Genomic DNA, 20,325 nt, shown 5'->3' on the forward strand with positions numbered 1-20,325 from the left:
AGAACATCCGCAAGTTCCTGGTCTACGTCTTCAGCAGCAACATCGGCGAGCTCGGGCCGATCGTGGCGGCGACCTTCGCCGGGTTCCCGCTGGTTCCGATCAGCGCCGTGCAGATCCTCGCCATCGACCTCGGCTCCGACGTCCTGCCCGCTCTCGCGCTCGGCGCCGAGCCGCCGGAGCCCGATGTGATGGACCGCCCGCCGCGCTCCCGGCGCGAACGGCTCTTCTCGTCCGCCGTGATGGGACGCATCCTCTTCCTGGGCGGCATCCAGGCCCTCGGTGTGACCGCCGTGTTCTTCTGGCACATCCATGCCTCCGGAATCCCGTACTCGGACTTCACCGAGGACGACACCGTCTACCGGGAGGCGATCACCATGGTCCAGGCCGGGATCGTACTCAGCCAGTTCTTCGTCGCCCTGGCGGTACGCACGGACCGGCAGAGCGTGTTCCGGATCGGGCTGCTGTCCAATCCGTGGCTGCTGGCCGCCGGATGCTTCGGCATCGCCCTGATGGTGGCGATCAGCTACCTGCCCCCTCTCCAGGCTCTCTTCAACACCGCTCCTCTGGCCGCCACCGACTGGGCGGTTCTCGCCGCTTTCGGCGCGCTGCTGCTGGCCTCGGAGGAAACACGCAAGTGGTGGCTGCGCCGCCGCCGACCGACGAGTCCGAAAGGAGAAGCATGATGAGAGTGATCATCGCGGGCTGCGGCCGGGTGGGGTCCACGCTCGCGGTCCAGCTCGTCGCCGAAGGCCACGACGTACGGCTCATCGATCGCTCGGCCAGGACCCGCAGGCGGCTCCCAGCCGGTTTCCCGGGCCACTTCCACGAGGGCAACGGATACAGCCGCGCGGTGCTCGAGGCTTCCGGAATCGAGCACGCGGACGCGTTCGTCGCCGTCACCTCGGGCGACAACAGCAACGTCGTCAGCGCGCGGACGGCCAAGGAGACCTACCGGGTGCCGATCGTCCTCGCCCGCATCTACGATCCCCGCCGCGCTGGCATCTACCGCGAGCTCGGCATCCCCACCATCGCCAGCGTCCGCTGGACGGTGCACCAGATTCACCAGATGCTGCTGCACCGCCACCTCACACCAGAACTCACCTTCGGCAACGGCGAGACTCTGCTGGTCCGCTCGCAGCTGCCTGAATACCTCACCGGGCGGCGCCTGACCGAGTTCGACGTCGACGGTGAGATCCGCGTCGTGGAGATCACCCGCGCGGGCCGCTCCCTCGTACCCGCGCACAGCACCCTGGCCGAGCCCGGCGACCTGGTGACCTTCGCCGTCGCAGCCACCGCGCTCGGCAGACTGCGCGGCTTCCTGGACAAGGAGCTGGGGACATGAGGGCTCTCATCGCCGGCGCCGGACGCCTGGGCACCCAGATCGCCCAGGTCCTGGCCGCCGCCCGCAACGACGTCACCCTCCTCGACATCGACGAGGACCACATCGCCGAGCTCGAAGGCCACCTCCCCGTACGCCTCCTGGCCGGGGACGCCTGCGAACCCACCTTTCTGGAGCACGCCGGCGCACTCACCGCCGACCTGGTCATCGCCGCCACCGGCAACGACGAGGACAATCTCGTCATCAGCCTCCTCGCCAAGCGGCAGTTCACCGTCCCCCGCGTCGCGGCACGCGTCAACGACGCGGAAAATGCCTGGCTCTTCGACCAGAACTGGGGGGTCGACACCGCGGTACCCGCCGCCACCCCCTTGATATCCCTCATCGAGGAAGCGACCGGCGCCACCGACACCGTCGCTCTGCTGCGCCTGAGCAAGGCGGGCGTCGACGTCATCGAGACCGCCATCACGCCGCAGTCCCGTACCGCGGGTCGCACGCTCGCCGAGATACCCCTTCCCGCGGGCGCCGTCATCGCGACCGTCATCCGCGACGGCCAACCCACCGTCCCCGCCCCCGAGATGCGACTCCAGCCCGGCGACGAACTCCTCGTCGTCTCCCACGCCGCCACCGAACAGGAGATCCACACCGCCTTCCAGTGACGGCCGTCGCCTCGGCCGAGGGCACGGCCTCGTGGTCAGCGGGACGCGCAGACCACCTCGACGAAATGGCCCACCTTCTCCTCCGGCAGACGGCGTGCGAGGTCCGCCTCGCTGATCATGCCGACCAGCCGATGGTTGTCGATGACCGGGAGCCGCCGGATCTTGTGCTCCTCCATGGCCCGCAGGACTTGGTCCGTGTCGGCCTCGGCTTCAATCGTGATCGGCTTGCCCTGCTCGAGCATGCCTGCAGTCATGGTCTTGGGGTCCTTGCCCTTGGCGAGACACTTCACCACGATGTCCCGGTCGGTGATGATCCCGTGGAGCCGGTCGTCCTCCCCGCAGATCGGGAGGGCTCCGACGTCCAGCTCGCTCATCCGGCGTGCCGCGTCCTCCAGCGTCTCGTTCTCCTGGATGCAGGTGGCACCGGTGTGCATGATCTCCCGTGCTGTGGTCATGGCCGTCTCCTTCGAGCCTCGCGGTCTGCGTCGCAGTCGCCAGGACGCCCATTGGAGCCGGGCCCGCCCCGACTGCTACCCCCTACGACCAGTGTGGTTTGTCCGCAATCGATCCGCATTCGGGGAAAGTGGCCGCCCGTCGGCCCACGCCGCCGCCGTCTCGGCACACCGGCCAATCGAACAAACTGGGCGCAGAGGACCGGGCTCGGGTGATCGATGTGTGTGAGCTGTGAACGAGCTCGTCGGCATCACTCGCCGCCGGACATCAGTCGCACCCTGACATGGACGATCCGGTCGGCCGCTCCACCAGGGTTCGGTCCGACGGGGCGCCGCCATGTCCTCGGCCTTCATTTTCCGGCCCCTCTCGTGCTCTCCCTCAGGGTTTGGGCTGCCCAGCGGCGCCTCACGGCGTCCTCGTGTTCGCTCTGCTCCAGGGCGAGTTCGACGCGGGCGAGCGCTGTCTCAAGGCGGGGGATCCAGTGGCGTCGCAGTGCGCGGACCCGTCGGCGGGTGCTCCGCACCTCCGCTCCGACGATCCGGGCGGCCGCGTGGGCGACGGCGTACTCGGCGGCTGCTCGTACCGCCTCGCGGTAGGCGGCTTCGGCATGAACCAGAGCGGTGTTGGCCGGTGCGGCCGAGTCGGGAGCGCGGTCCTGCAAGGCGCAGGTGACCTCGGACGGGTAGCGGACGCCCATGGTGACGGTCTCGTCGATCGTGATCCTCGCGGGGCCGACTCCGGCCGCTGCGCCATCGAGTGCGTGTTCCCCGCCGAGGAGAACCGCTCGGAGAAGCCAGGTGTCGGCTTCCTCCACTCGGTCGTGCCACCGGCTGCCGCTGCTCTCCTCGGCCTGGCCCAGGCGCTCGTGACGGGCGAACAGGATGCGCAGCTTCTGTTCGAGAAGGTCGGCGCCCCGAAGGGCGACAGCCAGACGGTGCCGCAGGTGCAGGCGTGCGGCGCGTGAGGGCGGGACACGGGACGGGGTCGTCACTCGACCGTCCCCCTCTCGTGGTGCTCCATGGACCGCTCGTCGTACTCCATGGACCTTTCGCCGTTCTCCCCTGAATCTTCCTCCTCGGCCCCTGGGTCCTCCTTGGCACCATGTGCGTCGAGCAGAGCGGCGGGCAGCATGGAGAGCTGGCTCCGGGGCAGGGTCAGCAGCACCTGCCAAGCAGCCTCCATAGTCCGGTCCAAGGGCCGTGATTGATCTCTCCGCTGGTCCACGAACCGGCGCAGGAACGCCTCCTCGAAGACGAGATGACGGCGGTCGGTCGGGCTCAGCGCCGCCTCGCCGACCAGGTCCGCGAGTTCCCGGACCTGCCGGGCCCGGGCGAGCGCGGCGAGCAGCTGCGCCGCGACGTCCAGGTGGTCGGCCCGGGTGCGGCCCGGGCCCGCGCCCTTGCGCATCAGGCGGGACAGCGAGGAGAGGGCGTCCACGGGCGGGTACACGCCCAGGGCGTGCGTCTCCCGGGAGAGCACGATCTGACCTTCGGTGATGTAGCCGGTCAGATCCGGCACCGGATGGGTGATGTCGCCCGCGGGCATGGTGAGGACCGGCAGGACGGTGACGGAGCCGGGCCGTCCGCGGAGTCTGCCGCAGCGCTCGTAGAGGGAGGCCAGATCGCTGTAGAGGTATCCGGGGTAGGCGCGGCGGGCCGGTATTTCGCCGCGAGCGGCCGAGACTTCGCGCAGCGCTTCGGCGTAGCTGGTCATGTCGCTCATCGCGACGAGTACGTGGCGTCCGCCGGTGAAGGCGAGGTCCTCGGCGATCGTCAGCGCGAGGCGCGGGGTGAGGATGCGTTCGATGACCGGGTCGTCGGCGGTGTTGAGCAGCAGAACAAGTTCGCCAGCGGCGGAGCGTTCGTCCAGGGCGTCCCGTACGAAAGAGGCGTCCGGGTGGGTGAGGCCCATGCCGGCGAAGACGACGCTGAACGGCTCCCCGCCGGCGGTGGACTGGGCTGCTATCTGGGCCGCCAGCTCAAGGTGGGGCAGTCCGGCCGTGGAGAACACCGGGAGCTTCTGCCCGCGCACCAGGGTGGTCAGCGCGTCGACTGCGCCGACACCGGTGAGGACCGGCTCGGACGGTGGTTCCCGCCGCACGGGGTTGATGGGGCTGCCGCCGACCGCGACGCTGGTGTGCCCGAAGACCGGTGGCCCTCCGTCGATGGGTTCGCCGCGTCCGTTGCAGACCCGGCCCAGCCAGCCGGGGCCCACGGGGATGCGCAGCGGCCCTCCGGTGAAGGCCACCCGGATAGCTCTCGGGTCCATTCCGGTGGTGTCTTCCAGAACCTGCACCACGGCGAGGTCGCGGTCCACCTCCAGGACGAGACCGTGCCGCTGTTCGCCGGACTCCAGGGTGATCCGGACGTACTCGTCCCAGCCGACGCCCGTGACTCCTTCTACGACGGCGAGCGGGCCGCGCAGCTCACGGATCGCCGTGTACTCGACATCGCCCCAGATGGTCACAGCCGCTCGCCTCCGACCAGGTCTCCCGCGCGGCAGCCACCGCTCACCTCACCGCACCTCCCGAAGCCGGGCGAGCATGGCGTCCCGTCGTGCCGCCACCCCCTCGGAGTCGTGCGGGCCGACCTCCTCGCGGGCCCGGAGTACCAGCTCGAAGTCCACCTCCTCGACGACGGCCGCCGGTACACCCGAGTCGACCAGTTCCCGGCAGCGGTCGACGACCGCGAGCACGGCGTCGACCAGCGCGGCGGTCTTGTCGGCGCCGCAGTACGCGTCCCGGGCCGACAGGGCACTCTGCTGGAGCACGCCGTCGCGCACGAGCCGTCCGGCGAGGACGCTGACGCGCTCCTGCTCGGGCAAAGCGGTGATGCCGATCAGGTCGACAAGGTCGGCCAGCCGGTCCGCCTCGGCCAGCAGGGCGGCGACACGCGCGCGGCGCGCGGGCCAGGCCGGGTCGCCCGCCGCCGCCTGCCGGACACCGAGCGCCGCCGCGTCGCGGGAGAACGACCCCGACCAGGAGAGGGCCGGATAGTGCCGGGCGTAGGCGAGGTCGCGGTCCAGCGACCAGAGGCAGCGGACGAACCGTTCGGTGTGCGCGGTGACCGGCTCGGTCATATCGCCGCCCGGCGGGGAGACCGCGCCGATCACGGTGACAGAGCCGCGCTCGCCTCCGAGCGTGGTCACAGCTCCGGCCCGCTCGTAGAACGCGGCGATCGCCGAGGCGAGACCCGCCGGATAGCCCTCCTCCGCGGGCAGTTCGCCGGTCCGGGAGGCGAACTCGCGCAGCGCCTCGGCCCACCGCGAGGTCGAGTCGGCGATGACCACGACGTCGAGTCCCATGTCCCGGAAGTACTCGGCGACCGTGGCACCGGTGTGGATGCTCGCCTCACGGGCCATCATCGGCATGTTGGAGGTGTTGGCGACGGTCACCGTCCGGTCGGCGAGCCGTCCGCCGGTACGCGGGTCCTCAAGCTCGGAAAGCTCGGCGATGACATCGGCCATCTCGTTGCCCCGCTCGCCGCAGCCGACGTAGACGATCACGTCGGCGTCGCACCACTTGGCGATCTGCTGCAGCAGGACGGTCTTCCCGGTGCCGAAGCCCCCCGGAACGGCGACCGTGCCCCCGTGGGCGACGGGGAAGAGCAGGTCGATCACGCGCTGCCCGGTGCTCAGGACCTCCGGCTCGCCACCTCGCTCGCGCACCGGACGCGGTCGGCGTACGGGCCAGGTGGTGCCGATCCGTACTTCGGTGCCGTCCACCATGGCGACGACGGCCTCCTGCGGATAGTCGCCCTCGCCCGCGATGCGCTCCACCATGCCACCGGCTCCCGGCGGTACGAGCACCCGCACCCGTACCGGCCCTGCCTCCACCTCGCCGAGCCCCTCGCCCTCCGAGACCCGTGTCCCCCGCCTCACCCGCGGGGCGAACGACCAACTGCGGTCCTGCCGGACGGCTCGGGCTGCGCCGGGGACAAGCCAGTCCCCGGCGCCGGCCAGCGGCCGGAGCAGACCGTCGAAGATTCCCCCCAGCAGTCCGGGGTCGAGGGACACGGAGAGCGGTCTTCCGCCGGGGCGCGCGGTGTCTCCGGGCGCGAGCCCGCCCGTGTACTCGTACACCTGAGCGGTGACGATGCTGCGGCTGATCGCCACCACTTCGCCGGGCAGCCCGGCCTCGCCGAGGAACACCAGGTCGTGCATCGCGGCCCCGTCGGTGTACTCCAACTCGACGAGCGGACCCGCGACCCGCAGGACGCGCGGGGAAATCTCCGCGTTCACGGCGCCCATAGCGTCTCCACCTCCACGTCGGCCCTGCCCAGCGCACGCGCGGCCAGGGTGTCCAGGGTGCAGTCGACCCGCCGCCCCGGAACGCGGGCGATCAAGCCCCCATCGGGGTGCACGATGATTTCGGCATCCGGTCCGAGAAGCCGGCGCGCGTGCCCGGTCAGCTGCTCCAGTACGGACGCGTAGTCAGGCGCGTGCCGCAGTTCCCGGACGCGTTCGGTGACGCGGCGGCGCAGCTCCTCGTACGCCTCCCGTCGGACGACCAGCTCATGAGCCCTCGCCTCTCGTCGGGCCCGCGCGCACACGTCCCGGCCCGCGGCCGCTCCCTGTGCCTCGCCCTCACGGCGGGCTTCCTCAAGGATCGTCCGGGCCTCGGCGCGGGCGCCGTCGAGCAGCTCCGCCGCATCGCGATCGGCCCGGGCCAGGAGTTCGGCTGCCTCGGCATGGGCAGCACGCAGCAACTCGGTACGCACCGGTCCGAGTGCGGCCTCGACCTCATCCGGGGCGGGCGTCCTCATGACGGCATCACCGCGGACAGCGGCGTGGTGGCCTCCAACGACGCAGGGCCGAGCGCGTCGGCCGCTGCCGGGGTGAGGATCACCAGCTCCACGTCCGCCGGCAGGTTCCGCCACGCCTCCTGTACCGCGTCCGGCTCCTCTGCTACGAGAGTGATGACTCCGGCCAGCGCGAACCCGGCCACGCGCACCTGTTCCCCGATGGCGGCCACGCGTCCCATGTCATGCCTTTCCGATGAGGATGATCGCAACGACCAGGCCGTAGATCGCGATGCCCTCGGCGAGACCGACGATGACCATGGCCCGGCCGAAGAGCTCGGGCCGCTCGCTCAGCGCCGCCAGAGCCGCGGCGCCGGTGTAGGCGACGGCGATCGACGCTCCGATCGACGCTCCGGCCACGGAGATCGCGGCGCCGATCAGCGCGGCGGAACCGGATCCGGAGTCCTGCGCGGCCTCCGCGGCGGTGGCTGCGGCTCGTGCGTCACCGCTGCTGAGCGCCACCGCGAGCAGCGCGAGCGCGCCGACGAACAGGAGGGCGTCGGCGGCGATCACCAGCCGCAGGGCCGCCCGCCCGGACCGGCGCAGCAACAGCCGGGTGACGAGACAGACCACCACGATGACGGGAAGGGCGATGAGCCAGGTGATCACGACGGCACCTCCGTGCGTTGTACGGGCACCTGCCAGGGGCGGAAGGGTCGGCCCTGTGCCTCGAAGACCCGGGAGAACAGCTCGTAGAACTCCAGCCGCAACGCCTGCACTCCGGCGACCAACGCCTCGAGTGCGAAGGCCAGGGCATTGCCGACGGCGAAGACCAGCACCGCCGCGAGCAGCGCGGCGACTCCCGCCCCGGCCAGCGCCGTCGTGCCGCGCCACACGACCTCGCCGAGTGCGGCATGCGTGAGTCCGAAGGCCGCCAGGCGCGCGAAGGACACGAGGTTCGACCCGATGCGTACCACCACGTCGAAGAGCTGAATGCCGGTCTGGGCGGCGCCGCCCGGACCGCCCGCGGTGGCCAGATACATTCCGGTTCCAGCCAGGACGAGCCCCGTGGCAGCGACGGCCGCCCCGGTGAACGCGTAGCCGGCGTGGCCCAGAAGCCCCGCTCCAACGCCCACGACGAGCCCGAGGTAGAGCGCCCCTCCGGCGATGCCGGAGGCCGCGTACAGGGCATTCGACGGTCCTCCCTCCCGCCAGCGGTTCACGATCCCCGCCCCGTACGCCAGCGCCAGGAGCGCGGCACCGAGCCCGACGGCGGCGGCCAGCAGCCGTACGGGCTCGTCCAGCGGGTTCAGCCAGAGCACCGGCAGGACACCGGTCGGGCCGAAGAACTCGCCGTAGGCCAGCCCGGCCAGCGTGCTGGTCAACCCTGCCCCCGCCACGAACGGCCACAGCCCGTGCAGGGGCGCCGCCAGGCGGGGCCGGCCGGCGCGCAGCAGGAGCCCCGCCAGGAGCAGCAGCGCACCGTGCCCGGCATCGCCGAACATCACGCCGAACATCACCACGTAGACAATGCCCGCAGGCAGGGTGGGATCGAGGTCGGCGTAGGGCACCGTCCCGTACGTGCGGACCAGCGGCGTGAACGATCGCCGCACCGCGCCGGTACTGCGCAGCAGGGTCGGCGGGTCGACGCCGCGGGGTGCCTTCAGCGGAACCAGCGCCGCCCCGGCACCGGCGATGTGGTCGGAGGTCGCAGGCACCTCGGCGGCAGGGCACCACCCGGCGAGCGCCCCGACGGCGCCGTGCCGGACCGCGCCGCCGAGCCGCTCCTCCAGCTGGGCCTCCCCCGCCAGCAGGTCCGATCGGCCCGCGCGTTCCAGTGCGTCGAGATCGGGCGGACCGGCGCTGAGGACCGCACCGGCGGGCTCGGTGCGCAAACGCTGCAGCTTGCGGGCGGCCTCCCCCCGCACACCGCCGTCGCCAGAATCGATCTCGACGCAGCCCGCCTCGGCGACCCGGACCAGCGTTTCCCGCAAAGCCGTGCGCGGGGCAACGATCGCCACCCGCTGCATCCGGACGGGGATCATCACCTCAGGCCGGAGCATCGGACACCTCCGGCGATCCGCCACCCCGCGCGGCCAGCTCCAGTGCCCCGCGCACCCTCCAGGCGTCCGTGGAGAGCGCCGCGACAGCGCCCACCACCGGCCCGGAATCGAGGCGAGATGCGCGCAGCAGCTCGGAGCCGTCCCGATCGAGCCGGTCCCACCACCGGGCCTCCGCCCGCCACAAGTCCGCCGCTGCGTCGAGCCCGTCCAGCGCCCAGCGCGCCGATTCGGGCAGACGCTGCCGGAAATCGGCGAACGAGGCCGCGCGCACCGCCTCGTACCCGAGCAGCCGGGCGGCCCGCCGGACGGAGGGTTCTGTCAGCCGGCGGCCGACGAGGAACACCTCGCGGGCGAAGAGCAGGGCGAGCCGCCCCGCCGCCCAGCGCGCGGCTTCCGGCACGGCGGCCGCAGTGCGCACCGCGGCGGAGACCCGCATCCCGGTGGCCACCGCGGCGGGCGAATCGGCTCCCGGGTCGCCCCAGACGGAAGCGGCCAGTTCGCCCCTGAGCTCGGCCGGCGATCCGGTCCGGGACAGCCGGGGCCATACGGTCGCCAGCGTGCCGAGGGGGTAGGGCCGGGGAGACCTGGTGGGATCCGCACCGGACAACGCCCGGAGATGATCCTCGGCGTTGGCGATCTCGAACCCGGCGGCGAGCACACGGATCGCCGCCGCACCATCGCGTGGCTGCCAGCCGGCGAGCACGCGCAGGTGCCACAGCAGGGTTGCTCCGACGGTTCGCTGGGCCTCGGCAAGCGACGCCTCCGGATCGAGGCCGCGCCGGTAGGCCGTACCGCTCAGGTATCGCAGGGCGTCATCGAGTGTGGGAGCCAAGGCCACGTCGCGGACCCCGGTAATGCCGAGACATCTCGACCGCATGGCCCGGGCCCGGGTGACACCGGCCACCCATCCGGCGCTCACGACGGGCTCCTTCCCCCAGGCTCCCCGCGCGGGCCGGGTGCCTGAGCCGTGACGGCACGCCATGTGCCGAGTTCCTCGGTCACGAGCGCTGCTACGCGGTCCACAAGGGCGGGCATGCGCGTCTCGGTCCGGTGGCGCACGGTCGCCGCCTCGTGCTCAGCCGAAGCGAGGAGTTCCGCCGCCTCGGCCTCAGCCTCACGCCGTACCCGGTCGGCGGTCTCCACCCGCACGTCGTGGGTGCGGGCGCGCGCCTGCTCGACGATCTCCTCGGCCTGTCGTGTGGCCTCGGCCCGCACCTCTGCGGCGCGGCGGACGGCCCGTTCACCGACGGCCCGTGCCTCGGCCTCGGCCTGCTCCAACATGGAAAGCGGCGGTTCCAGTTCGGCGGAGAGCTCCGCGGAACGATCTGCGGGCACGCCCCCGGGCGCCGCCCGTCCGGGCGAGCCGACCGGGCGGAATCGCATCAGGAAATCCCGGAATCCCGCCATGGGCTCTCCTCATGTCAGCCCTTGGTCGACGTCATGTCAGCCCTTGGTCCCAGTCTCCGCTCCGGGACAGACGATGTCGCGCCGACCTGGCCCTTCCCACCCAGGCCACGGCATCGGCTGTGCGGGGGCGTCCCCATGCGATCGGTGGGACACTGGCCGGGTAGGTGACCGGCCGTGTTCTTCGGGAGGTTGCCGTGAGCGACTTCGACAATCAGGCCGCGGGGAAGGAAGCCCGTCGCGCCGCGCCGCGCCGCTCCTGGACACCGGAGGAAGAGCACCGCCAGGACGCGCTGCGGCGCTATCTCGGTGCCCTTGCCTCCGTCGCGGCGGCAGAGGCACGGGCAGGTGCACCGGAAACAGGCGAGACAGACACGGCACCGACTCGCCCCCGCCCGGACCGCGAACAGGCACCGGAAGCGCCATGCGTGCGCGACGTCATGCGCGTGCCGGCCGTATCGGTCCCCGGGGACATGCCGTTCCTGGACGTCGCCCACACACTCTCCCGCGAGCGCCTGAGCGCCGTTCCCGTCGTCGACGCCGAGGACCACGTGGTCGGAGTGGTGTCCGAGTCCGACCTTCTCGCCAAGGCCGCCGTCATGGCCGCCTCACACCGGACCGGTCCGATCGGCAGGCTCCGGGAGCACCGCCTCTACGAGAAGAGCCGGGGCGAGACCGCGGCCACCCTCATGACCTACCCGGCGGTCACCGTCCATCCGGGAGAGCTGGTGACCGACGCCGCCTGGACCGCCGCTCGCTCACGCCTCAAGCGGCTTCCCGTCACGGACCACCACGGTCGGTTGGTGGGCGCGGTCAGCCGAATCGACCTGCTGCGGTCACTCATCCGCGACGACGCCGAGATACGCGAGGACATCGAGTCACGGATCCTCCGGCGCGAATTCCTCCTCGACGTCGGCTCCATCGAGGTGACAGTGGAGAACGGCGTCGTAACCCTAGCCGGGAGGCTGGACAAGACGCTCGTCCCAAAGCTGCTCGAGGCAATCCGGGAGACCGACGACGTGGTCGACGTGGTCGACGACCTCAGCCCGAGTTGACCGGGGCTCAGCACAACCGCTCCGCCCAGGCAGAGCTGGAACATCAGCCCCCCGGACCGCTGGGTTCCACCGAGGCGACGTGCCGTTGTCGCTCCGGCCACAGCCGCGTCTGAACACGCATGACCACATGGCCGAGGCCGGACAACGCGCAGGCGATCGCAAGGTCGGCGAGCGACAGCGGTTCCGTACCCAGCAGTTGCCGCAGTGCGGGCAAATAGACACCAGCCGCCTGCAGGCTCAGGGCCGCGCCTACGGCGACCAGCAGGAACGGGTTGGCCAGGCTCCCCGGACGGGCACGGGAACCAAGCGCCACCCCGAGCTGGGTCGCGCCCAGAACCAGGAAGATCATCGACTGCCAGGGGCGGCCTGTCTCCCGGGCCCACACCCCGGCCACCAGGGTCACCGTGGCGACGAAAGCGCCCATGAACAGGATCCGCGGCCACAGCCCGGCGCCCAGCACGCTCTCCTCGGGAGGCCGGGGCGGGTGGCGCATCGCGTCCGGAGCGACAGGCTCCGCGCCGAGCGCGACACCGGGCAGGCCGTGCGTGAGCAGGTTGATCCACAGGATCTGCGCGGGGAGCAGCGGCAGCGGCATCCCCAGGAAGGGGCCGAGGAGCATGACCACGATCTCCGCGGTGCCCCCGGCGAGCGCGTAGAGCAGGAACCGGCGCACATTCGCGTAGACCCGGCGCCCCTCCTCCACGGCCGACACGATCGTGGCCGGGTTGTCGTCGGCCAGCACGAGATCGGCCGCCTGGCGTGCCACCTCGGTGCCGCGCCGCCCCATGGCGACACCGATGTCGGCCTGGCGCAGCGCCGGGCCGTCGTTGACACCGTCCCCGGTCATCGCCACCACGTGCCCTGCCCCGCGCCACGCCTGGACGATGTCCAGCTTCTGTTCGGGAGTGGTCCGGGCGTAGACGCGTACTCCGGTCAGTTCGCCCGCCGTGCCGTCCCGGATCCGCTCGCCGGTGGTGACCTCCTCGTCCCGGGTGGCGATGCCGAGGCGCTCGGCCACGGCCCGTGCGGTCAGCGGGTGGTCGCCCGTGATGAGCACGGGGACGATGCCGGCCTCTTTGCAGGCGGCGATGGTCGCCTCCGACGCGCTGCGAGGCGGGTCGAGGATGCCGACGAGGCCCAGCAGCGACAGGCCCGACTCCCACGTACCAGGCGGTTCCGCTGGTGCGTCGTGGTCGGCCGAGGCGACAGCGAGCACTCGGTACCCGCCGCGTGCCAGCACCTCCGCCTGAGCCGCCGCTCGGGCGACCAGGTCCGGGCCGTCGGCCAGAATCTGCGGCCGGAGCAACGCTTCCGGTGCCCCTTTGCAGGCGACCCGCACTCCGCCCTCCGGTCGGCGGTGCACGGTCGTCATGCGCTTGCGGCCGCTGTCGAACGGGATCTCCTCAACGCGCGGCAGTTCGCGGTCCAGCGTCGTCCGGTCCAGCCCGAGGCGGGCCCCGGCTGCGAGCAGGGCGGCCTCCGTGGGATCGCCCAGCGCGTGCCACTCCGTGGAGCGGTCCGACGGGGGTTCCAGCGCCGCGTCGTTGCACAGCATCGCGACACGCAGCAACGCGGCCAGGTCGGGCGCATCGCCTGCGGTGGCAGTCTCGCCGTCGCGGACGACCTGGCCCTCGGGTTCGTAACCCGTACCCAGGACGGCGGCCTCTCCGCGCGGCGTCCACAGCCGTTCGGCGGCCATCCGGCCCTCGGTCAGGGTGCCGGTCTTGTCGGTGGCGATTACGGTGACGGAGCCCAGGGTCTCCACTGCGGGCAGTCGGCGGACGATGGCGTGCCGGTCCGCCATCTGTCGTGCTCCCAGTGCGAGAGCGAGGGTCACCACGGCGGGCAGGGACTCCGGTACGGCAGCGACGGCGAGGCTGATCGCCGCCACGATCATCAGCTCCACTGGCTGCCCGCGCACCAGCCCGAGAGCGAGGACGAGGGCACACAGCACCACGATGACGGCCGCCAGAACCCGGCCGAACCTCGCCAGCCGACGCTGCAACGGCGTCAGGCCGGACGCCGCACCCATCAGGGACGCGATCCGCCCGAGCGCGCTGTCCGCTCCCGTGCCGGTGACCACAACGCGGCCCCGACCACGGACGATGACCGTGCCGGCCGACACCGTGCCACGCGACGCGTCAGGGTCAGGAGCCTTCTCCACCGGAACGGACTCACCCGTCAGCGAGGACTCGTCCGCCAGCAGCAACGCGGCGGCCAGTACGTCTCCGTCCGCAGGCACGATGTCGCCTTCGGCCACCAGGACCAGATCACCGGGCACCACATCGACAGCCGGGATGGAGCGTTCCTCGCCGTCCCGCACCACCCTGGCCGCAGGGGCACTCATGGCGGACAGGGCCATGACCGCCTGCTCTGCCCTCACCTCCTGTACCACGCCGACCACGGTGTTCACCGTGATCACAAGCAGGATCACGGCGGCATCGGAGAGATCACCGGTGGCGATCGTCAGAGCGGCGGCCACCAGCAGCACCAGGATCAGCGGGTCGCGCAACTGCTGCAGAACCCGCCGCCACACCGGGGCCTGCGGCTCCGACGGGACCTCATTGGGCCCGTAGCGCGTCAGCCGACGCGCGGCCTCGGCCGACGACAGCCCGGCCGCGGAACGTGTCGTGCCCTGGAGTTCGCCGGTGTCCGCGTCAGGCCCCCGGCTGCTCCGCTGCTCGCTCACGCGCCCAGCGGAGCTTGTCCGCTGTCTGCCATCAACCACTCCCGTCGTGCGCAGAACCACCGACCCGGAAGACCGGTCTCCACTCGTCAGAGTGCCACCGCGAAGGCCGACTATCGATGACTGGCGGACCGACGCGCGCACCGGAGCAGCCGGAGGGGTGTCGCACGGCTACGGGAACGGCAAGCCGAATCACTGCGCGAGGCTGCGCCCGTGGTCGGCGGCGTACGCGGCGAAGACTTCCGTCGGCGTTCCACCGGTGTGCAGAAAACGCTGATCAAGGATGGTGGCAAGGTCGTCGAGCGCGCCGGCGAGCACGTCGCCCGTCAGACGCACATCCGGTCGCCGGGCAACCTGCCCGCGCTGGGCGAGGTCAGAGGCATAGCTGACCATGGTCGCCAGGGACGCGTGGTCCTCCCCGTCATGGAAGTAGTACGCCTCGGCGTACTGGGTGAAGTCGATACGGACCCGCACCACCTCGGTGGCGAGGCTGTCCAGCATCAGAGCCCCTACAGTGCAGTCGAGTTGCCCGGTCGTCGGGTCCGACTGGCGGAGGAGAGCCAGCCGGATCGCCAGGACCCTTCTGCGCGTCAGGGCCGGGTAGATTTCGAGGACCCAGGAGACGGTGGCGGTCAGGAGGGCGAAACCGACGAGGGCTTCCAGCGGCGCAGCGATGCGGAGCCAGCCTTCGGCCGGCACGACGTCCCCCAGTCCGAGGGTGGCGACCGTGACGAGAGACAGGTAGAGGGCGTCGAGCAGGTCCGGCTGCTGCGATGGCTGCGAGCCGCCGGTGAAGGCGAATGCCTCCGGCATGTGGGGCCAGTACACGATGGCCCAGCCCAGGATGATCGTGGCAGCCCACATGCCGACCACCGTCACCATGGCGAGCGGCCCGACAAGCCCGGCCACGCGCCTGCGCGCCCGTAGATGATGGGACAGTCTCCACAGTGCGGTCATGACGAGTCGGCTCAGGCCGCCGTGGCGGGTGGGGTGCCAGAGGGTGTGGAACAGGTCTCGCAGGGCGGCCATGACCAGCCCGGCTCCTACCAGTGAGACCAACCAGTCCATGCACGTCTCCCACGGCCTATTCCGTGGAGCGGCCTGCGCGGCGCCAGGAGCGAAGGCCGCCGCCCTGCCGCCCGAGTCGGCCCTGCTCTCGGAGCCTAGGCCGAAGACCGATACCGCAGAACACCGACTCGCCGCGCTCCCGGGATTGGGTAAAGACGGTCATGGGCGACCTCCCGGCACCCAGCTCACACAAAACCGCCACGTCCGACTCGTGTGGCGTGCCGGATGGCTCATCGCTCTGGCAGCAGGAGCGTGCAGGTCTCTCCTGGTGCGACGGTGACGGCCCGGTCGGACAGCACCACACGGATCGGGGCCTCCTCCGAGTCGGGCACACCGATCCGCAACTGTCCGCTGCGCAACCGGACGCTGACGCCCCAGTGGCCGCGGTAGCGCAGTGAGAACCCGTACTCCGACAGCGCCGGAAGCGGCACGGGGTCCAGCCGGAGGGCGTCCTCGCGGGTCTCCAGCCCGGTCAGGCCGCGCTGCACCAGATCCAGCGTCCCGGCCATGGCGCCGAGGTGGATGCCTTCACCGGTCGTGCCGCCCTGGAGGTCGGCGACGTCCTGTTCCAGGGCTTCCTGGCAGTACGTCCACGCCTCGGCCTGTCTGACCCGTGCGAGGACCCAGGCGTGGACCAGGCCGCTGAGGGTGGAGCCGTGGCTGGTGCGCTTCAGGTAATAGTCGACGGTCCTGCGCCAGATCTCGTCGTCCATGTCGTAGCCGAGGTGGCGGAACAGGTCCCGCAACTCGGCGGGCGAGAAGAGGTATCCGAGCATCAGCACGTCGGCCTGTTTGGAGGCTTGGTAGCGGTTGACGGTGTCGCCCTCGGACTCGAGGATCCGGTCCAGCCGCCGGATGCTGTCGTAGCGTGCCCGGTAGGCGTCCCAGTCCAGTTCGGCGAGGTCGCCGTAGCCGTCGAACTGGCTGATGACGCCTTGGTGGAAGGGCACCCGCAGCCGCCGGGAGATCTCCTCCCATTCCGGGAGTTCGCCGCTGTCCAACTGGATGCGCTCGAACAGTTCCTTGCGGCGCCATGCGGGCAGGCGACTTATGAGGTCGAGGGCGCGGCTGAGGACCCAGGCGGCGGTGACGTTGGTGTACGCGTTGTCGTCCAGGCCCGGCCGGGCGGCGTCCGGGTAGCTGTCGTGGTACTCGTCGGGGCCGACCACGCCTCGGATGCGGTAGCGGCCCAGCTCGGGGTCGAAGTCCGCGGTGTCCGCCCAGAAACGGGCGATCTGCAGCAGCATCTCCGCGCCCTTGGTGTGCAGGTACTCGGTGTCGCCGGTCGCTTCGCAGTACTGCCACACGTTGTAGGCGACGGCCGAGCCCACGTGGTGCTGGAGACGGGAGTTGTCCGGCAGCCAGCGGCCCGAACGGGGGTTGAGATGCAACTGCTGGGTCTCCTCACGCCCGTCGCTGCCGGACTGCCATGGATACATGGCACCGGCCCTGCCCGCTTCGCTGGCCGCGCGGCATGCCTGCGGCAGGCGCCGGTGACGGTAGTTCAGCAGCGCCCGCGAGACCTCCGGGAAGTGCAGGTTCAGATACGGCAGCACGAAGAGCTCGTCCCAGAAGATGTGGCCCCGGTACGCCTCACCGTGCAGCCCTCGGGCCGGCACGCCCACGTCCAGCTCCGCGGTGTGTGGCGACAGCGTCTGCAGCAGGTGGAACAGGTGCAGGCGCAGGACATGGCCCGCCTCGCCGGGCACCTGGATGTCCGCGCGGCGCCACAACCGCTGCCACGCCGCCACGTGGGATTGCAGGAGCGCCGGGAAGTCCCCAGCTGTAGTTACCCGGTCGAGCGCCGCGCCGAGCGGGTCACTGATCGCCAGGTCATGTGCGGTGTGCAGGGCCACGGTCTTCTCCACCACGGCGGGCTGGCCCGGAGCGATCGGTAGCACCAACCGGTGCACGGCACGGTGGCGAGACGGCCGAAGCTCGGACAACGTGGGCAACTGCCCAACGACGACCGTACGCGCCGCCATGCTGATACCGATGTCGGAGCTGCTCGTCCGGCAACGCAGCCACGTCGTATCGGTACCCGCCGCCCCCGTCCGCACCTGGGCCAGGTGGTTCCGGTTGAGGGACCGGTAACGGTAGACGTTGTTGTTGGTCACGTCGCCGTCGAGGACGGACTCGACCTCGACCTCGCCCGACCACTCCTCGGACGTGAACACGGTCCGCAGCGCGGCCAGATGAGGATCCGCCATGTCCAGCAGGCGACTCTGCTCCACGCCCAGCATGCCTGCCTCGTCGTCCCAGTACCGGAACGTGCGCGTCAGCGTGGCATGGCGCAGATCCAGGGTGTGCCGATAGTCGAACAGTTGCCGTGCGTCGGGAGAGAACCACAGGCCCACCGATCCGTCGGCGGAACGGAGACGGAACCGCAGGAGCAGCCAGTTGGGGAGATTCACCAGGTCCTCGTTCACCACCCGTCGCCCCGCCACGGTGGACTCCAGGCGGTTGTAGACCCCGGCCGCGTAGGTGGCCGGGTAGTGCACCAGGCCCGCCCTGCTCTCTGGCACCGCGCCGCGGGTGGCGAAGTAGCCGTTGCCGAGCGTGCACAGCGATTCGCGCAACCGCTCGGCAGCAGGGTCGTATCCCTCGTACTCCCAGGTCCACTCCGACATCCGTCGCCCTCGCCTTCTCCCCTCACGAGATGTGCAGGCGCATGCGACGCGCGCCGAAGTTCAGATCCGTTGCGGGACGACGGCCACCGGGCACTCGGCATGATGCAGCAGGGCGTGGGCGACCCTGCCGAGCTGCAGACCGAAGTGACCGTGCCGCCTCACCGCACCCACGACCACCAGGTCGGTGTCGGCCGACACGTCCAGGAGGACCTTATGGGCGGGGCCTTCAAACGCTTGGCGCAGCACATCCACCTCTGGGTGATTGCGCACGGCGTCACGCAACGCGTCGGTGAGGAGGGCGGAGGCCCGTTCCTCGTGAGCAACGGCGGAATCGTCCACGATCAGGGGGCTGTCCACGTGCTCATGGGCGGGGCTGCGCCAGGCCCGTACGGCATGCAGGGCGCAGCCGCGCGCCTCTGCCTCGCGGAAGGCGAACCGCAGGGCAGCCGAGCCCTCGTTGGAGTCACCTACGCCGACCGCTACCCGGCCGAAGGAGCCCTGCCGGTTCCGCTCCCCACCGCGGACCACGATGACCGGGCACACCGCACGGGCCGCCACCGTGAGGCTGACCGACCCCAGCAGCAACCCTGCGACCTCGCCGCGGCCGCGAGAGCCCGTGACCAGGGCAGAGGATTCATGTGCCGCGTGCAGCAGCACAGACACGGCGTCGTCAGGCAGCACCTCGCTCGACACCTTCACCTCTGGATTGCGCAACAGGGCGCGTTCCGCGCAGGACGCGACGATGTGCTCCGCCATGACCTCTTCGGCCGGACGATCGGTGCTGAAGGACGGGCGGCTTCCCTCGTACCGCTCCCACAGGGAGGCATAGACGAGCCGCAAGGGCAGCCCGAGGCGCGCCGCCTCGTCCACCGCCCAGTCCACGGCCTGCAGGCTGGAATCCGATCCGTCGACACCTACGACCAGCGGGAGCTCCATGGTCCACACCGCCTTCCTGCCCGGCCACCGCGAGAACCCCCTGTGAATACCGTCGCACCGCCCCGGATCCATCGCGACACGTGGACGGACTCTCGGAGGGAGATCTCGGCCCGGGTTGCACCGTGCCGATTTGCGACGATCGTGGAGTCATGCGGCCGGGAACACAGCGCTGGGTACCACTCGGCATTGCCACCACGGCCTTCGCACTGGCCTGGGCCCGTCGTCCTGTCGACCAGACGCGGGTCGGGACTCCCTCCGACGAGACCAGGCACCGCGTGGTGAGACGTCCGTGACCGGATACGAGCCTGCCTCCACTTCGAGGTCATGGAGAAGGGAAGGCCATTGTGGTTGCGAGGACCGGCGTCTTCGGCGCCCTGACCAAGGAGCATCGCGAGCAGCTCATGTCGCTCGCTCGCGAGGTGTCGTTCAAGATCGACGAGCGCATCTTCAGCGAGGGCGGCAAGGCTGACCGCTTCTGGATCATCCACACGGGCACCGTCGCTCTCGACGTGCACGTGCCCGGCCGCCGCGCAGCGGTCGTGGAAACCCTCGGGGCGGGGGATCTGCTGGGCTGGTCGTGGTTCGTCCCTCCCCACCACTGGCACCTGGGGGCCCAGGCCAGCAGCCCGGTGCGCGCCTACGAGTTCGACGCGGTCGCGGTCCGTGAGCTGTGCGGGAAATACCCGGAGCTGCAGCACGAACTGTGTACCTATGTCTCCGGAGTGATCGCGGGCCGGCTCAGGTCCGCCCGGGTGCGGCTGCTCGACCTGTACGCGCCCTACGGCTCAGGCGAAGTGCCCTGACGAGGCGAGACGAGGAGGCCCGAAGTGCCTGAGACCCCGCACATCGTGAGCGATGTGATGACGCATACGGTCGTGGCCGTCGGACGCGACGCACCCTTCAAGGAGATCGTGCAGACCATGGAGCAGTGGAAGGTCAGTGCCATGCCGGTGCTGGAGGGAGAAGGGCGCGTCATCGGCGTCGTCTCCGAGGCCGACCTGCTGCCCAAGGAGGAGTTCCGCGACAGTGACCCGAGCCTCTTCGAGCAACACCGGCGCCTGTCCGACGTCGCCAAGGCGGGGGCCGTGACAGCCGGGGAGCTCATGAGCACCCCCGCGATCACGGTCCACCCCGACGCCACCTTGGCCCAAGCGGCCAGAATCATGGCCGTCAGGCACGTCAAGCGACTGCCCGTGGTCGACGACCTGGACATGCTCCAGGGCATCGTCAGCCGTGCCGATCTGCTGAAAGTCTTCCTGCGGTCGGACGAGGACATCGAGGAGGAGGTCCGACGCA

Annotated in this window: 20 protein-coding genes; 6 read left to right on the forward strand and 14 right to left on the reverse strand. The window is 70.9% G+C overall.

From position 1 onward, the window contains the following. The 3 genes from RB628_RS33835 to RB628_RS33845 all read left to right on the forward strand — a co-directional run. The coding region (locus tag RB628_RS33835) for a cation-translocating P-type ATPase C-terminal domain-containing protein (protein WP_318324452.1) at positions 1 to 683 on the forward strand (683 nt) is incomplete at its 5' end. Next, on the forward strand, positions 683 to 1,342 hold the full coding sequence (locus RB628_RS33840; protein WP_318324469.1) for a TrkA family potassium uptake protein: 660 nt from the start codon (positions 683 to 685) through the stop codon (positions 1,340 to 1,342). The genes RB628_RS33835 and RB628_RS33840, both read left to right, overlap by 1 nt. Beyond that, positions 1,339 to 1,995, forward strand: a complete 657-nt coding sequence (locus tag RB628_RS33845; protein ID WP_318324453.1) for a TrkA family potassium uptake protein — start codon at positions 1,339 to 1,341, stop codon at positions 1,993 to 1,995. Before RB628_RS33840 ends, RB628_RS33845 begins: the two co-directional genes overlap by 4 nt. Before the next feature lie 35 nt (positions 1,996 to 2,030). Here the strand turns inward: RB628_RS33845 and RB628_RS33850 are convergent, their stop codons facing one another. The 10 genes from RB628_RS33850 to RB628_RS33895 form a co-directional block, all read right to left on the reverse strand. After that, positions 2,031 to 2,450, reverse strand: coding sequence for a CBS domain-containing protein (locus RB628_RS33850; protein ID WP_318324454.1), 420 nt, complete (start codon positions 2,448 to 2,450; stop codon positions 2,031 to 2,033). 347 nt (positions 2,451 to 2,797) lie between these two features. Beyond that, on the reverse strand, positions 2,798 to 3,439 hold the full coding sequence (locus RB628_RS33855) for a V-type ATP synthase subunit D (protein ID WP_318324455.1): 642 nt from the start codon (positions 3,437 to 3,439) through the stop codon (positions 2,798 to 2,800). Further along, the gene (locus RB628_RS33860) at positions 3,436 to 4,914 is read right to left on the reverse strand and encodes a V-type ATP synthase subunit B (protein ID WP_318324456.1); all 1,479 of its coding nucleotides are present in this window, start codon (positions 4,912 to 4,914) and stop codon (positions 3,436 to 3,438) included. The genes RB628_RS33855 and RB628_RS33860 overlap by 4 nt, the downstream gene beginning before the upstream one ends. Positions 4,915 to 4,962: 48 nt before the next feature. Then, positions 4,963 to 6,696: a V-type ATP synthase subunit A gene (locus RB628_RS33865; protein ID WP_318324457.1), complete on the reverse strand. Its 1,734-nt coding sequence runs from the start codon at positions 6,694 to 6,696 to the stop codon at positions 4,963 to 4,965. Then, positions 6,684 to 7,211 carry a V-type ATP synthase subunit E family protein gene (locus tag RB628_RS33870; RefSeq protein ID WP_318324458.1) on the reverse strand — a complete coding sequence of 176 codons (528 nt, stop codon included), beginning with the start codon at positions 7,209 to 7,211 and terminating at the stop codon, positions 6,684 to 6,686. Before RB628_RS33870 ends, RB628_RS33865 begins: the two co-directional genes overlap by 13 nt. Further along, on the reverse strand, positions 7,208 to 7,429 hold the full coding sequence (locus RB628_RS33875) for a V-type ATP synthase subunit F (protein WP_318324459.1): 222 nt from the start codon (positions 7,427 to 7,429) through the stop codon (positions 7,208 to 7,210). The genes RB628_RS33870 and RB628_RS33875 overlap by 4 nt, the downstream gene beginning before the upstream one ends. 1 nt (position 7,430) lies before the next feature. Further along, positions 7,431 to 7,856 (reverse strand): ATP synthase subunit C, encoded by a 426-nt coding sequence (locus RB628_RS33880; protein WP_306946684.1) that lies wholly within the window; start codon positions 7,854 to 7,856, stop codon positions 7,431 to 7,433. After that, a complete protein-coding gene (locus RB628_RS33885) occupies positions 7,853 to 9,250 on the reverse strand; it encodes a V-type ATPase 116kDa subunit family protein (protein WP_318324460.1) in 1,398 nt (465 codons plus the stop codon). Before RB628_RS33885 ends, RB628_RS33880 begins: the two co-directional genes overlap by 4 nt. Beyond that, complete coding sequence (locus RB628_RS33890; RefSeq protein ID WP_318324461.1) at positions 9,237 to 10,169, reverse strand: V-type ATPase subunit; 933 nt, start codon at positions 10,167 to 10,169, stop codon at positions 9,237 to 9,239. Before RB628_RS33890 ends, RB628_RS33885 begins: the two co-directional genes overlap by 14 nt. Then, positions 10,166 to 10,657 carry a hypothetical protein gene (locus RB628_RS33895; protein WP_318324462.1) on the reverse strand — a complete coding sequence of 164 codons (492 nt, stop codon included), beginning with the start codon at positions 10,655 to 10,657 and terminating at the stop codon, positions 10,166 to 10,168. The genes RB628_RS33890 and RB628_RS33895 overlap by 4 nt, the downstream gene beginning before the upstream one ends. Before the next feature lie 425 nt (positions 10,658 to 11,082). Here RB628_RS33895 and RB628_RS33900 point away from each other — a divergent pair, with 425 nt between their 5' ends. Then, positions 11,083 to 11,709 carry a CBS domain-containing protein gene (locus tag RB628_RS33900; RefSeq protein WP_318324463.1) on the forward strand — a complete coding sequence of 209 codons (627 nt, stop codon included), beginning with the start codon at positions 11,083 to 11,085 and terminating at the stop codon, positions 11,707 to 11,709. A gap of 43 nt (positions 11,710 to 11,752) precedes the next feature. Here RB628_RS33900 and RB628_RS33905 read toward each other — a convergent pair whose 3' ends face one another. The 4 genes from RB628_RS33905 to RB628_RS33920 form a co-directional block, all read right to left on the reverse strand. Next, the gene (locus RB628_RS33905) at positions 11,753 to 14,398 is read right to left on the reverse strand and encodes a cation-translocating P-type ATPase (RefSeq protein ID WP_318324464.1); all 2,646 of its coding nucleotides are present in this window, start codon (positions 14,396 to 14,398) and stop codon (positions 11,753 to 11,755) included. Positions 14,399 to 14,587: 189 nt separating this feature from the next. Next, positions 14,588 to 15,463: a potassium channel family protein gene (locus RB628_RS33910; RefSeq protein ID WP_318324465.1), complete on the reverse strand. Its 876-nt coding sequence runs from the start codon at positions 15,461 to 15,463 to the stop codon at positions 14,588 to 14,590. Between the two features lie 230 nt (positions 15,464 to 15,693). Continuing rightward, a complete protein-coding gene (locus tag RB628_RS33915) occupies positions 15,694 to 18,093 on the reverse strand; it encodes a glycoside hydrolase family 65 protein (protein ID WP_318324466.1) in 2,400 nt (799 codons plus the stop codon). Positions 18,094 to 18,153: 60 nt separating this feature from the next. Next, complete coding sequence (locus RB628_RS33920) at positions 18,154 to 19,029, reverse strand: universal stress protein (protein WP_318324467.1); 876 nt, start codon at positions 19,027 to 19,029, stop codon at positions 18,154 to 18,156. A 401-nt stretch (positions 19,030 to 19,430) separates the two neighbouring features. Between RB628_RS33920 and RB628_RS33925 the strand changes: the two genes are divergently transcribed. Both RB628_RS33925 and RB628_RS33930 read left to right on the forward strand, forming a co-directional pair. Then, on the forward strand, positions 19,431 to 19,832 hold the full coding sequence (locus tag RB628_RS33925) for a cyclic nucleotide-binding domain-containing protein (RefSeq protein ID WP_318324470.1): 402 nt from the start codon (positions 19,431 to 19,433) through the stop codon (positions 19,830 to 19,832). Positions 19,833 to 19,856: 24 nt separating this feature from the next. Continuing rightward, the coding region (locus RB628_RS33930; RefSeq protein ID WP_318324468.1) for a CBS domain-containing protein at positions 19,857 to 20,325 on the forward strand (469 nt) is incomplete at its 3' end.

The sequence above is a fragment of the Streptomyces sp. ADMS genome (assembly GCF_033441795.1).
Classification (GTDB): Bacteria; Actinomycetota; Actinomycetes; order Streptomycetales; family Streptomycetaceae; genus Streptomyces.

What these genes read in the sequence shown, in the direction of transcription:
- RB628_RS33885 (WP_318324460.1), bottom strand. Translation starts at nt 9,250, where the DNA reads ATGCTCCGGCCTGAGGTGATGATCCCCGTCCGGATGCAGCGGGTGGCG.
- RB628_RS33865 (WP_318324457.1), bottom strand. Translation starts at nt 6,696, where the DNA reads ATGGGCGCCGTGAACGCGGAGATTTCCCCGCGCGTCCTGCGGGTCGCG.
- RB628_RS33910 (WP_318324465.1), bottom strand. Translation starts at nt 15,463, where the DNA reads ATGGACTGGTTGGTCTCACTGGTAGGAGCCGGGCTGGTCATGGCCGCC.
- RB628_RS33920 (WP_318324467.1), bottom strand. Translation starts at nt 19,029, where the DNA reads ATGGAGCTCCCGCTGGTCGTAGGTGTCGACGGATCGGATTCCAGCCTG.
- RB628_RS33840 (WP_318324469.1), top strand. Translation starts at nt 683, where the DNA reads ATGAGAGTGATCATCGCGGGCTGCGGCCGGGTGGGGTCCACGCTCGCG.
- RB628_RS33870 (WP_318324458.1), bottom strand. Translation starts at nt 7,211, where the DNA reads ATGAGGACGCCCGCCCCGGATGAGGTCGAGGCCGCACTCGGACCGGTG.
- RB628_RS33895 (WP_318324462.1), bottom strand. Translation starts at nt 10,657, where the DNA reads ATGGCGGGATTCCGGGATTTCCTGATGCGATTCCGCCCGGTCGGCTCG.
- RB628_RS33845 (WP_318324453.1), top strand. Translation starts at nt 1,339, where the DNA reads ATGAGGGCTCTCATCGCCGGCGCCGGACGCCTGGGCACCCAGATCGCC.
- RB628_RS33915 (WP_318324466.1), bottom strand. Translation starts at nt 18,093, where the DNA reads ATGTCGGAGTGGACCTGGGAGTACGAGGGATACGACCCTGCTGCCGAG.
- RB628_RS33925 (WP_318324470.1), top strand. Translation starts at nt 19,431, where the DNA reads ATGTCGCTCGCTCGCGAGGTGTCGTTCAAGATCGACGAGCGCATCTTC.
- RB628_RS33875 (WP_318324459.1), bottom strand. Translation starts at nt 7,429, where the DNA reads ATGGGACGCGTGGCCGCCATCGGGGAACAGGTGCGCGTGGCCGGGTTC.
- RB628_RS33850 (WP_318324454.1), bottom strand. Translation starts at nt 2,450, where the DNA reads ATGACCACAGCACGGGAGATCATGCACACCGGTGCCACCTGCATCCAG.